General features: G+C 37.6%; 12 protein-coding genes. 6 read left to right on the top strand and 6 right to left on the bottom strand.

The annotated features are described in order from the left end of the window. Positions 1 to 864 precede the first annotated feature (864 nt). From BUA71_RS15055 to rplT, 5 genes are all read left to right on the top strand, one after another. Positions 865 to 1,377 carry an NADPH-dependent FMN reductase gene (locus BUA71_RS15055; RefSeq protein ID WP_072881228.1) on the top strand — a complete coding sequence of 171 codons (513 nt, stop codon included), beginning with the start codon at positions 865 to 867 and terminating at the stop codon, positions 1,375 to 1,377. A gap of 124 nt (positions 1,378 to 1,501) precedes the next feature. Beyond that, the gene (thrS, locus tag BUA71_RS15050; protein ID WP_072881226.1) at positions 1,502 to 3,448 is read left to right on the top strand and encodes a threonine--tRNA ligase; all 1,947 of its coding nucleotides are present in this window, start codon (positions 1,502 to 1,504) and stop codon (positions 3,446 to 3,448) included. A gap of 23 nt (positions 3,449 to 3,471) precedes the next feature. Further along, on the top strand, positions 3,472 to 4,023 hold the full coding sequence (gene infC, locus BUA71_RS15045) for a translation initiation factor IF-3 (protein ID WP_072881224.1): 552 nt from the start codon (positions 3,472 to 3,474) through the stop codon (positions 4,021 to 4,023). Positions 4,024 to 4,057: 34 nt separating this feature from the next. Next, entirely contained in the window at positions 4,058 to 4,255 is a 198-nt protein-coding gene (gene rpmI, locus BUA71_RS15040; RefSeq protein ID WP_072881222.1) for a 50S ribosomal protein L35, read from the top strand. A 138-nt stretch (positions 4,256 to 4,393) separates the two neighbouring features. Beyond that, the gene (gene rplT, locus BUA71_RS15035) at positions 4,394 to 4,738 is read left to right on the top strand and encodes a 50S ribosomal protein L20 (RefSeq protein ID WP_072881220.1); all 345 of its coding nucleotides are present in this window, start codon (positions 4,394 to 4,396) and stop codon (positions 4,736 to 4,738) included. A gap of 191 nt (positions 4,739 to 4,929) precedes the next feature. On the opposite strand, the gene BUA71_RS15030 is transcribed toward rplT, so the two are convergent. From BUA71_RS15030 to tgt, 6 genes are all read right to left on the bottom strand, one after another. Next, positions 4,930 to 5,352: a secondary thiamine-phosphate synthase enzyme YjbQ gene (locus BUA71_RS15030; RefSeq protein ID WP_072881239.1), complete on the bottom strand. Its 423-nt coding sequence runs from the start codon at positions 5,350 to 5,352 to the stop codon at positions 4,930 to 4,932. Between the two features lie 61 nt (positions 5,353 to 5,413). After that, the gene (locus BUA71_RS15025; RefSeq protein WP_394333539.1) at positions 5,414 to 6,769 is read right to left on the bottom strand and encodes an asparagine synthetase B; all 1,356 of its coding nucleotides are present in this window, start codon (positions 6,767 to 6,769) and stop codon (positions 5,414 to 5,416) included. Further along, complete coding sequence (gene dnaB, locus BUA71_RS15020; protein ID WP_072881218.1) at positions 6,741 to 8,303, bottom strand: replicative DNA helicase; 1,563 nt, start codon at positions 8,301 to 8,303, stop codon at positions 6,741 to 6,743. The genes BUA71_RS15025 and dnaB overlap by 29 nt, the downstream gene beginning before the upstream one ends. Positions 8,304 to 8,470: 167 nt before the next feature. Beyond that, entirely contained in the window at positions 8,471 to 9,424 is a 954-nt protein-coding gene (locus BUA71_RS15015) for an acetyl-CoA carboxylase carboxyltransferase subunit alpha (RefSeq protein WP_072881235.1), read from the bottom strand. Between the two features lie 221 nt (positions 9,425 to 9,645). Continuing rightward, a complete protein-coding gene (locus BUA71_RS15010) occupies positions 9,646 to 10,722 on the bottom strand; it encodes an LptF/LptG family permease (RefSeq protein ID WP_072881216.1) in 1,077 nt (358 codons plus the stop codon). A 4-nt stretch (positions 10,723 to 10,726) separates the two neighbouring features. Then, complete coding sequence (gene tgt, locus BUA71_RS15005) at positions 10,727 to 11,857, bottom strand: tRNA guanosine(34) transglycosylase Tgt (protein WP_072881214.1); 1,131 nt, start codon at positions 11,855 to 11,857, stop codon at positions 10,727 to 10,729. 463 nt (positions 11,858 to 12,320) lie between these two features. Between tgt and BUA71_RS15000 the strand changes: the two genes are divergently transcribed. Further along, a complete protein-coding gene (locus tag BUA71_RS15000) occupies positions 12,321 to 13,169 on the top strand; it encodes a transketolase (protein ID WP_072881212.1) in 849 nt (282 codons plus the stop codon). The last annotated feature ends 128 nt before the right edge of the window (positions 13,170 to 13,297 follow it).

Raw genomic sequence — 13,297 nt, 5'->3', positions numbered from 1 at the left:
TCAAAGATGACTTCTCTAGTCTTAATTCTAAATTATTTGTATCGCTTTTCTCTCGAAAAACGTACGCGCTGTCAATTCAATAAATCAATGAACTTTAAAAGCCCCACCTAGCCTCCCCAAAGGGGAGGAACCAACTCCTTAATCATTCCCCCTTCGGGGGAACAGGAAGGGGGCTTCCTATCTTGCAAAAAACAAAGGAGTCGAACCTTTCTTATATAACGCCCCGTCTGGCGGTTTCTTTTTTAATATTTTTTGGGAACTTGTTTTGCTGTGAAAGCGGCTGCAAATATACGTCGCTTTATTTTTACCAGCCAAACTTTTTTAAGGTTTTTTTAAAATTTTATTTTCGCTAAAACCAAACCTTAAAAGAACGTCGCAATTGTTATTTTTGCGGGTGCAAATATACAACTCTTTTTTAATATGGCAAGCAAAAAATAAAATTATTTTTTACTGAGCGTTATTTGATAAAAATTACGCGGCATCTTTAAATACACAAGTTATCAAAAGCCTTAAAACAATCCCCAATATGCAATGAACTTTGCCAAGCTAAGCTATTCGCTATCCTGCTAAGCGGGGGCAAATATACACCCGTTTTTTGAGTGGGCAAGCGTTCTATGAAAATAATTTAAAAAAATCTTAAACAGCAAACTTAAAAAGCTTTAAATTAAGGAGTTGAAAAGGAATGAAATTAGCTAAATTTTAGAATTAGTCAATTTAGCCTATACTTCTTCTTTCTATACCATGTTTTTTGAGAACTTTCTTTCTTCTATTATTTTTATTTAATTTTTCTAATTAACCTGAAAACTGATTGGCTTTTAAATGCCCATCCTCAGCATCAATTAATCCAATAATTAGTTCTAACTTATGAAAATCCTAGGTATCTCAGCTTCTGCCAGTAAATCCAGCAGCAACTTTTATCTTTTAAAATCTATTCAGGATTTATATGCTGAAAAAGATGAAATGCAGGTTTTTGAAGGACTGCAAGAGTTCGCATTGTTTAGTCCGGCACAATTAGAGAAAGGAATTCCGAAGAATATAAAGAATCTTAAGCAGCAAATTCTCAAGGCAGATCTTATTATCATTTCTACTCCAGAATATACGCATAACATTCCGGCAGTCCTCAAAAATGTATTAGAATGGTGTACGGCATCAGGGGAGTTCTCCGAAAAAGCAGTCCTGCCCATCACCTTTACACCAAAAGAACCGAGAGGAGAACATGCCATGACTTCTTTATTGCAATCGTTACAAACCATGAAAGCTAAAATTGAAACCCGGCTTCCACTTTATAAATCAGATGTAATTATCTCCAGCCATCAAATTGAGCTTCCAAAAGATATTCAGGAAATTATAACCACTGCCATTGGTTTATATCGATAATAGCTTCAGTTGAAAAACAATGGAAAAACTTTATTTCAGAAGAAATTATTGTCCTTTATATATAAGTATATTGCGCAGGCGAAATCAACCTATTATCTTTGCCGTCATTAAAAAAACCAGAATCATGATTAAGGTAAGCTTGCCAGATGGCAGTATAAAAGAATTTGAGAAAGGAACCACTCCTTTAGATGTTGCTAATAGTATTAGCGCCGGATTGGCCAGAAATGTTATTTCAGCAAAATTCAACAAAGAAACGGTAGAGGTTTCTACCCCATTAACTACAGATGGAAGCTTAACTTTATTTACCTGGAAAGACGATGAGGGAAAAAAGGCATTTTGGCACTCTTCTGCCCACGTGATGGCGCAGGCGATAGAAGAAATGTACCCCGGGGCAAAATTAACCATTGGTCCTGCCATTGAAAATGGTTTCTATTATGATGTAGATTTTGGAGAACACAAAATCTCTGAAAATGATTTTAAGAAGATTGAAGACCGGATGCTGCAAATAGCCCGGGAAAAACATGAATTTAAATTAAGGGAGGTTTCCAAAGCCGATGCCCTCTCCTATTATAAGGAGCGGGATAATCAATTTAAGGTTGAGTTAATTGAGAATCTTCAGGATGGGGACATTACTTTTTGTGACCACGATAGTTTTACAGATTTATGTCGCGGGGGACATATTCCCAATACCGGTTTTATAAAAGCGGTAAAGTTAATGAGTGCGGCCGGTGCTTACTGGCGCGGTGATGAAAATAATCCGCAATTAACCCGTATTTATGGCATTTCATTTCCGAAGCAAAAAGAATTAAAAGAATACCTGGCATTGTTGGAGGAAGCCAAAAAAAGAGACCACCGTAAACTTGGGAAAGAATTACAACTTTTCACTTTCTCACAAAAAGTTGGCCAGGGACTGCCATTATGGCTACCAAAAGGTGCCGCTTTAAGGGAGCGTCTGGAAAACTTTTTAAAGAAAGCCCAACAGAAAGCAGGTTACGAGATGGTGGTAAGTCCGCATATTGGGCAAAAAGAGCTTTATGTAACTTCTGGACATTACGCAAAATATGGAGAAGACAGTTTTCAACCTATACATACGCCCAATGAAGGTGAAGAGTTTTTGCTAAAGCCTATGAACTGCCCGCATCACTGTGAAATTTATAATTCCCAATCTTGGAGTTACCGGGATTTACCCAAACGTTTTGCAGAATTTGGTACTGTTTATAGATACGAACAAAGTGGAGAATTACACGGTTTAACCCGAGTAAGGGGCTTTACACAAGATGACGCCCATATTTTTTGTACTCCAGATCAATTAGACGAAGAGTTCAAAAAAGTGATAGACCTTACCTTATATGTATTCGATTCTTTAGGTTTCGATAACTTTACAGCCCAGGTCTCACTGCGGGATCCTGAAGATAAAGATAAATACATTGGTGGCGATGAAGTTTGGGACAAAGCAGAAACTGCCATTATCAACGCGGCCAAAGAAAAAGGTTTAAACTATGTTGTAGAAACAGGGGAAGCTGCATTTTATGGACCAAAGTTAGATTTTATGGTAAGAGACGCGCTTGGCAGAAGCTGGCAACTTGGCACCATTCAGGTGGACTATAACCTGCCAGAACGTTTTGACCTTACCTATAAAGGCAGTGACAACGAAACACATCGCCCGGTTATGATACACCGTGCACCTTTTGGAAGCATGGAACGGTTCATCGCTATTTTATTAGAACATACCGCAGGAAATTTCCCACTATGGTTAATGCCAGAGCAGGCTATGATACTATCAATCAGTGAGAAATATGAAAAATACGCTCAAAAAGTTTTAACTTTGCTGGAAAATAACGAAATTCGCGCCGTAGCAGATAATCGAAACGAAACCATTGGTAAAAAGATTCGTGAAGCTGAAATGAACAAATTCCCATATATGTTAATTATAGGGGAACAAGAGGAGCAAGATGGTACGGTTTCTGTACGAAAGAGAGGCGAAGGCGATATAGGTACCATGCCTGTTGAAGACTTTGCTGAAATTATTAATAATGAAATTAAAAAAACGCTGAAAGCGTTTAAAGTTTAACCAAAAATATATAAGCCATAGCAATACGTAGAAAAAAATCGAAGAGACCGCTTAGAGCAGTTAAAGAAGATCAACACCGGATTAACCACAAAATTAGAGCTGAGGAAGTTCGACTTGTGGGAGATAATGTTGAAATGGATGTCTATCCTACCAAGAAAGCTTTAGCTATTGCTGAAGATTTAGGTTTGGACCTGGTTGAAATTTCTCCAAACGCAAAACCGCCGGTTGTAAAAGCGATGGATTATAAGAAGTTTCTTTACGAACAAAAGAAGCGCGAAAAAGCCATGAAAGCTAAAGCGAGCAAAGTTGTAGTAAAAGAAATTCGTTTTGGCCCCAATACCGATGATCACGATTACGAATTTAAAAAGCGTAACGCAGAAAAGTTTTTAAAGGAAGGAGCCAAATTAAAAGCTTTTGTATTCTTTAAAGGTCGCTCAATTGTATTTAAGGATAAAGGAGAAATCTTATTGCTTAGATTAGCGACAGATCTTGAGGAATTAGGAAAGGTAGAGCAAATGCCAAAGTTAGAAGGTAAAAGAATGACGATGTTCATGTCTCCCCTAAAAACTAAATAGAATAATAAGAGAGTTAATATAAAAAGAGGACAACATGCCTAAAATGAAAACCAAATCCAGTGCCAAGAAGCGTTTTAAGCTTACCGGTACCGGAAAGATTAAAAGAAAGCACGCGTTTAAAAGCCACATCTTAACAAAGAAGTCTAAAAAACGTAAGCTTGCCCTTACGCATAGTACATTAGTACACGATGCAGATAAGAACAATGTTAAACTTCAACTTCGTTTAAAATAAGTTGAAGCCTTTAACGGTTTAAATAATTTATAAACCCTGGAGTTGGGCAACACTTCAAATTTACATTTAAAGTAAAAATTTGAAATTTTAGTTAAAAGTGCCATTTTACCGGCCGCCTGCTACAAAACACATAATAATATGCCAAGATCAGTAAATTCAGTTGCGAAGAGAGCCAGAAGAAAAAAGGTTCTTAAGCAAGCAAAAGGTTACTTCGGACGTCGTAAAAACGTTTGGACAGTAGCAAAAAATGCGGTTGAAAAAGCTATGCTTTATTCATACAGAGACCGCAAAGCTAAAAAGCGTAATTTCCGTTCACTTTGGATAATGCGTATTAACGCAGCAGCCCGTGAACACGGTATGTCTTACTCTCAATTTATGGGAGCTGCAAGAGCCAATGAGATCGGTTTAAACCGAAAAGTTCTAGCCGATTTGGCGATGAACCACCCAGAAGCTTTTAAAGCAATTGTAGATAAAGTAAAGTAATTACAAATTAATTATACTCTCTTATTTAAAAATCCGGTTCTTTTTTTGAACCGGATTTATTTATGGTTTAATTTTGCGGAAACACGAAAGTTCTAAAAGAAAGATCCCTCCTACGTCGAAATGACAGCGGATTGCAATTTTAATAGCTTATTAAGCTACAACCAATTATAAGCAGAAAATAACACTTTAATTTAAACTCCAAACAAACTAAGCACCAATTTCCTAGAGCCGCCTTGATCTCGGTGCTCTCCCAAATATATCCCCTGCCAGGTTCCTAAATTAAGTTTACCATTGGTAACGGGGATTTGCAAAGAACTTCCCAATAAAGAAGCCTTAATATGCGCGGGCATATCATCTGGGCCTTCTAAAGTGTGTTTATAATATGACATATTTTCTGGTACCATTTCATTAAAATGACTTTCAAAATCTTCCAGCACGGTAGGATCGGCGCTCTCGTTTATGCTTATTCCGGCTGAAGTATGCTTTATAAACACCTGCAACATTCCTGAATTTATTTCTTTCAATTCCGGAAATTGATCTACAACCTCTTTAGTTATTACGTGAAAACCTCTCGATCTTGCTTTTAATTGTATTTCCTTCTGAAAAAATTTCATAGTTCGTTTTTTAAAATTTATGGATTTACCCAATAAAACCCAACGACTATTAATCGATTTTTTAAGTTTTTTGTGGTTTTTTCTTGGCAGCAGGAAAAAGTACATTATTTAAAATAAGTCGGTAACCGGGAGAATTAGGATGTAACTCCAGTTCAGTTTTTGGATCCCCTACCCTGTGTTGATAATCTTCTGGATCGTGACCTCCATAAAATGTAAAAAAGCCTTTTCCTTTAATTCCATGGAGATATCTGGCTTCTCCGTTTAGCTTACTCTCCCCCATCACCAAAACATTAGCTTTAATATTTTTGGGATTATAGGCGGTGGTTTGTCCCATAAAACCTTTCACCAAACGCGTATGATTTTGCGTTAACATAGTAGGAACCACATCCCATTTGGCAGAGAAGTCCATTAACGTAAAATAATCTGATTCTTTAGGTATTCTTCTTTTAGAAGTCATATCTATTGAAGAAAACTCATACACCATAGGACTTCGCTCCAGCGTATAATCGGTAAAGGCAATAGTTTTATCATAATCTATTTTAGCTTGATAATTTGGTTCACTGGGATCGCCATCAAACATGGCTTCAGCAATATCCACACCTTCAGCCGAAAGTGCAATATCAAAGCTATCGGTGGCGCTGCACATGGCAAACATAAAGCCGCCGCCTACAACATAATCTTTAATCTTTAGGGCTACAGCCAGTTTTTCTTCGGAAACCTTATCGTAACCAAGTTCTTTTGCCAAAGCTTCTGCCTCCTTTTTTTCCTTGATATACCAGGGCGTAGTTCTAAATGTTCGGTAAAATTTTCCATATTGTCCGGTAAAATCTTCGTGATGTAAATGCAACCAGTCGTAGAGTACCAGAGCGTCATTTAGCACTGACCGATCATAAATTGTTTCATAAGGAATTTCGGCAAAAGTGAGTGCCATAGTTACCGCATCGTCCCATGGTTTATTACCCTGGGGTGAATACACTGCAATTTTTGGTGCTTTTTCTAAAGCGACGCTTTCCATATTTTTCGCGGGACTACTAATTTCATTAAGAATGGCTTTGGTTTTTGTGTCGCTAAGTATTTCAAAAGAAACCCCTCTAATTTTACATTCCCTTCTAAGTTCTTCAGAATCTGAAATTAAAAAAGCCCCCCCCCTGTAATTGAGCAACCATTTTACATCCATTTTTTCTTCCAGCGCAAAATAGGTAATGCCGTAAGCTTTAAGATGATTTTCCTGTCCCTTTTCATCCATTGGAATCAACAATTGGGCGGCAAAACCAGTCTGCCCAAAGAAGAGTAAAGACAAAAAAATCAGAAGACCGAAAGTGTTTTTCCGGAACTCCTGATTTTCGTTTATTAAATAATGTTGTGTATTTCTGTGTTTGTTTAAAATATTAAAACGGCACTTCGTCATCGTCTTCATTGTTAAATCCACTATTTATGGAGCTTCCAAAAGCTTCATTTGCACTTGGATTTGGCAAATTTGGCGAATTGAACTCATTTCCTTCATTTTCCCCATCGTTCATTTTAGAATGATATTCAAAAGGAGAATCAAACTCTTCTAAGTTATCAAATTTACCAAGATGTCCAATAAATTTAAGACGTATATTTTCCAGACCACCATTACGGTGTTTAGCCACAATAAATTCACCTTGTCCATCGGTTGGTGAACGGTCATCATCATCCCATTCTTCAATTTTATAATATTCGGGGCGATAAATAAAGGAAACAATATCGGCATCCTGCTCTATCGCACCAGATTCCCTAAGGTCTGATAGCAATGGACGCTTACTGCCTCCTCTGGTTTCCACCGCACGTGATAACTGTGAAAGCGCAATTACTGGCACATTTAATTCTTTTGCGAGCGCTTTTAAGTTTCTTGAAATAGTAGAAATTTCCTGCTCCCTGTTTCCTCCTTTTTGGCTTCCGCCGGCTGTCATCAATTGCAAATAATCTATCACAATTAGTTTTATACCATGTTGTGAGGCCAATCTCCTGGCTTTTGCCCTGAGATCAAAAATAGATAGGGATGGTGTGTCATCAATAAAAAGCGGTGCATTTTCCAGGTCTTTCACCTTAACATTGAGCTGTTCCCATTCATGCTTTTCCAGGTTTCCGGTTCTTAATTTTTCTGAAGAAAGTCCTGTTTCCGAAGAAATTAAACGGGTAATTAACTGCACCGCAGACATCTCTAACGAGAAAAAGGCTACCGGCATGTTTTGCCCTACCGCGATATTCCTGGCCATGGAAAGTGTTAAGGCCGTTTTACCCATACCAGGACGAGCGGCTACAATAATAAGGTCACTGGGTTGCCAACCAGAGGTTAATTTATCTAATTTATCGAACCCGGAAGGCACTCCACTTAAACCTTCTTTATTAGAAATTTCCTCAATTCTATTTTTAGCCTGGATCACTAAACTCTGTGCAGTTTCTGTTGACTTTTGAATATTACCCTGGGTAACTTCATAAAGTTTAGCCTCTGCACTATCTAAAAGATCAAAAACATCTGTAGATTCATCATAAGCTTCTTCAATTATTTCATTGGAAATTTTAATTAAGCTTCGTTGAATGTATTTCTGAAGAATAATGCGCGCATGAAACTCAATATGCGCTGAGGAAGATACTTTTTGCGTTAATTGAATAAGGTAATAATCCCCTCCAGATTTTTCAAAATTGCCATCCTTCTTCAATTGGTTAGAAACGGTTAATAAGTCTATCGCTTCTGTGTTTTCGAAGAGTTTATGAATGGCTTCAAAAATTAGTTTATGGGAGTTTTTATAGAAAGCATCGGCCGTGAGAATATCTATAATCTCATCTACGCCTTTTTTATCTATCATCATTGCCCCCAGCACAACTTCCTCTAAATCAACAGCTTGAGGAGGGAGTTTTCCCTTCTCAAGACTTATAACGTTGCTTTTTTTAGCAGAGAATTGTTGCGGGGCGGTCATTTTTTCCATACTACTAAAGTATAAAATTAGTTAAGAGCATCTTAATAAAATTGGGTTAACTTAATTAACCGGTAATCAACATTCTAGCTGTTGATAACTTATTTTTAGTGTTGATAAGCGCAAAAAAAACCGAAACCAGGGTTTCGGAAATTTTAGAACTTATGTGAGCGAAGCCTTTAGCTTTTAAAAACGCCCATTTCCAAATACTTATCCATTCTTTTATTTACCAATTCGTTTGGTGATAAGTTTTTAAATTCAGCATAGGCTTTTGAAATGGCTTTTTTAACATTGTCGTAATTTTCTTCCTTATTACTATGTGCACCACCAATGGGTTCTTTTATTATACCATCTATAAGCTTTTGCTTTTTCATATCTTTTGCCGTAAGTTTTAAAGCTTCGGCGGCTTGTTCCTTATATTCCCAGCTACGCCACAGGATAGATGAACAGGACTCTGGCGAGATTACAGAGTACCAGGTATTTTCCAACATCATCACCTTATCGCCAACGCCAATTCCCAGGGCACCACCACTGGCACCTTCGCCAATAATAACTACAATAATTGGTACTTTAAGCCGGGTCATTTCCATGATATTTTTAGCGATAGCTTCTCCCTGCCCGCGTTCCTCGGCTTCCAGACCTGGATATGCTCCTGGAGTATCGATAAAAGTGACTACCGGTAGCCCAAACTTTTCAGCAGATTTCATTAAACGCAAAGCTTTTCTATAACCTTCGGGATTGGCCATCCCAAAATTTCTGTACTGCCTGGTCTTGGTGTTATAGCCCTTTTGTTGACCTATGATCATAAAACTTTGATCATCTATTTTTCCCAAACCACCAATCATCGCTTTATCATCTTTTACATTTCTATCCCCGTGAAGTTCTAAAAATGTATCTCCGCAAATAGCTTTAATATATTCTAAAGTATAAGGACGGTTAGGATGCCTGGAAAGCTGAACCCGCTGCCACGGCGTTAGGTTCTTATATATTTCCTTTCGTATTTCCTGTAATTTCTTTTCGATCTGTTTGCAAGTAGCCGTAACATCTACATCACTTTCTTCCCCTATGTTACAGGCTTTATTGTACTGTTCTTCCAACTCTTTAATGGGTAATTCAAAGTCTAAATATTCCATAAGTTGTTCTCGTTTGTTTTTATTAGCCCACAAATATAACAAACTTTAAAACGAAGAATTAGGCTGAAGGAGTATTAATTTTTCGGAAATTTTTGAAGTAATTATTTCCAGTCTTAAACCGCCTTGAAATTGGAATCGACAAAACAAATGCTTACAGACTTGTTCCTATGAACATTATTTATCTAATATCTATAGACAATTTAAAAATCCCATTTAAGAAACTATCGCTTCGCTTTAAATAGCAAAAACACAGCCAAAATCCCAAAACTAATATTTGGAAACCACACCGCAATTAAGGGAGAAAAGGTAGATTGCTCGGCCATAGTTCCAAAAACTTTATCGAAAAAAATAAAAATAAAAGCCAGGGTAATTCCTACAGCCAGGTTTACTCCCATCCCACCACGGCGTTTTTTAGAAGAGACTGCAACGGCAATAATAGTAAGAATAAAGGCAGATACTGGGGTACTCCATCTTTTATAAGCCACTACTTCATAGCGGTTTATATTTCCAGACCCCCGCCTACGTTCCTGGGCAATAAACTCGTGCAATTCACTATAATTTAAAGTTTCAGCAACATAAGTTTGTGGCGTAAGCTCGCTAAATTCAAATGGAAGAATTGTATCTAATTTACTCTGATGAAGAATAATATCTTCGTCTTCCCCAATTATACGTTTATCGACATTAGTTAAGGTATAAGTGGTATCTTCTTCATTAAACTCTAAACGAGAAGCGCTTATTTTAAACTCAAGCTCATTATCTTTAAAATGTTCTAATGTAAAGTTCCTGGCAGACTTAGCCCGAGGCTGAAAGTGACTTGCATATATTACCTCATCATCATTTATTTGTCGGTAAACATCACTGGTTTCCTGGGTTTGTGCATTCTTTTTTAAATATTCATATTTAAATTCATTGAAACCTTTACTCGCTTTGGGGGCCAGGAACATCGCTAAAAATAAAGCAAAAATACAAACGAGCATAGCCCCAACCAGGTAAGGTCTAAGGAATCTCCAAAAAGAAACCCCGCTACTCAAAAAAGCAATAATCTCGGTATTATTAGCGAGTTTTGAAGTAAACCAAATAACCGATAAAAAAAGAAAAAGTGGAAATAATAAGTTAGCGAAATAGATTGTGAAATCTACATAGTAAAGTGCAACTTCAATAAAAGGAACTTCGTTATCGAGAATTTTTCCAATTTTTTCTGCTAAATTTACTATAATTCCAATAGGAACAAAAAGCAGGAGCATAAGGAAGAAAGTTCCTAAATAGCGCTTTAATATGTACCAATCTAATATTTTCAAATTCTTAGAGGCGTTTATCCATTTGTTTTACCATCATATTCTTCCAACTTGTAAAATCTCCTGCTAAAATATGTTTTCTGGCTTCTCTAACCAACCACATATAAAAGCCAAGATTATGAATAGTGGCAATTTGCTTGCCAAGAAGCTCATTTACACTAAATAAATGTCTCACATAAGCTTTACTATAATCGGTATCTACAAAAGTAATTCCCATTTCGTCTATGGGTGAGAAATCATCTTCCCATTTTTTATTTTTAAGATTTATGGTCCCGTGTGCGGTAAACAGCATCCCATTACGGGCATTTCGGGTGGGCATAACACAATCGAACATATCTACCCCCAGGGCAATATTTTCCAAAATATTTATTGGCGTGCCAACCCCCATTAAGTAACGAGGTTTATCTTCTGGAAGAATATTGGTCACCACCTCGGTCATTTCATACATCTCTTCGGCCGGTTCTCCTACCGAAAGTCCGCCTATTGCATTTCCCTCCGCACCTACCGAAGCAATATATTCCGCAGATTGTTTTCTTAAATCTTTATAAGTACTTCCCTGCACTATGGGGAACAAGGTTTGGTCATAACCATAAAAAGGATCTACTTTTTGTAGGTGGTTTACACATCTATCCAGCCATCTATGCGTCATATGCATAGAGCGTTGGGCATATTTATAATCACAGGGATAGGGAGTACACTCATCAAAGGCCATAATGATATCGGCACCTATGGCACGCTGAATTTCCATTACATTCTCTGGCGTAAAGGTATGCATAGAACCATCGATATGGGATTTAAACCTCACCCCTTCTTCCTTTATTTTTCTTCTTGCTGAAAGGGAATATACCTGGTAGCCACCGCTATCGGTTAGAATATTACGGTCCCAGTTCATAAATTTATGCAACCCGCCGGCTTTTTTTAAAATTTCGATTTTTGGCCTTAAATAGAGGTGATAAGTATTCCCTAAAATGACATCTGGGTTTATGTCTTTCTTTAATTCCCGTTGGTGTACTCCTTTTACAGAAGCTACAGTGCCAACAGGCATAAATATGGGGGTTTCAATCTTACCGTGATCTGTTGTAATAGTACCTGCGCGTGCCTTACTACCGGCATCGGCACCTAATAAATCAAACTTCATATTGCTATTTAAGTGAGCGCAAAGATACTTAAATAAACCACCAAGGGGCAAATCCACGAGGTATTATATAGAAGGATTATTTTGATTTAAGGCATTACCTCGTCCAACATAAATCTCCATTATCGTGTAAAAATGAACCCACTTAAACATAACCGGAATTTATAATTCAGTTTATTTTCATCGGTTTTTAAAGTTCCCAGGTCAAAAAATTAAAACGGAAACGTGCTGAATTCCTTCAAATACGATAAATTTCTTCGGAATAAAACAATCAAAAACTTAAAGTGATTACACTAGCCAGGGATATTAATTTATAAACTCATTCTAAGCCAATTATCACAGCAGGATTTAAAAAATTGTTAGTTACTTTTTAAGATTTCTTAATAACTGCCAGGCGCCCACTTTGAGAAAGCTATTTAATACCCTATTTTTGTCGTAATTAATTTAACAACACAATTTTACATTAATGTCAAAAATCAAAGAATTAGAAGATTTTGCCACCCAGGTACGCCGGGATATCTTAAGGCAGGTACACGCGGTGAATTCAGGTCACCCGGGAGGTTCTCTTGGCTGTACAGAGTTTTTTACAGCTTTGTACCAGGGCGGGGTTATGGAGCATAAGCCAGAATTTAATATGGACGGGAACGAAGAAGACCTGTTTTTTCTCTCCAACGGTCATATTTCTCCTGTATTTTATAGCGTTTTAGCCCGTAGTGGTTATTTCCCGGTTGAAGAATTAAAAACTTTTCGTCATATCGATTCCAGGTTGCAGGGACACCCAACGACTCATGAAGGTTTACCTGGTATTCGGGTAGCTTCAGGATCACTGGGCCAGGGAATGTCTGTTGCACTTGGTGCAGCTCAGGCCAAGAAATTAAACCAGGATGATCATTTGGTTTTCTCATTGCACGGTGATGGGGAATTACAGGAAGGTCAAAACTGGGAAGCTATTATGTATGCCGCTGGTAACAATGTAGATAACCTTATCGCTACGGTAGATCTTAATGGCCAACAAATTGACGGCAGTACAGAAACTGTATTACCTATGGGCAATATGAAAGCTAAATTTGAAGCTTTTGGCTGGGATGTAATGGAAATTGAAGATGGCAATAATATGCAAGCGGTAATAGACGGCTTAAACGAAGCTAAAACCCGCACCGGAAAAGGAAAACCGGTTTGCGTGCTTATGACTACCGTGATGGGGAATGGCGTAGATTTTATGATGCATACCCACGCCTGGCATGGAAAAGCGCCTAACGATGAACAACTGGAAACTGCCTTAGCGCAAAACCCTGAAACTTTAGGAGACTATTAAAGAAATAGCCCCTCCTAACCTCCCCCAAGGGGAGGAATTCAGGATTCGAGAAAATTACTATGAAAATACAAATTATTAATATTTAAAAATAAACTCAGCTCCCCTCCTTTGGAGGGGCTGGGGGAGGC

It is taken from the genome of Salegentibacter echinorum (genome assembly GCF_900129445.1).
Taxonomy (GTDB): Bacteria; Bacteroidota; Bacteroidia; order Flavobacteriales; family Flavobacteriaceae; genus Salegentibacter; species Salegentibacter echinorum.
This window is presented reverse-complemented; position numbering and strand designations above follow the sequence as displayed.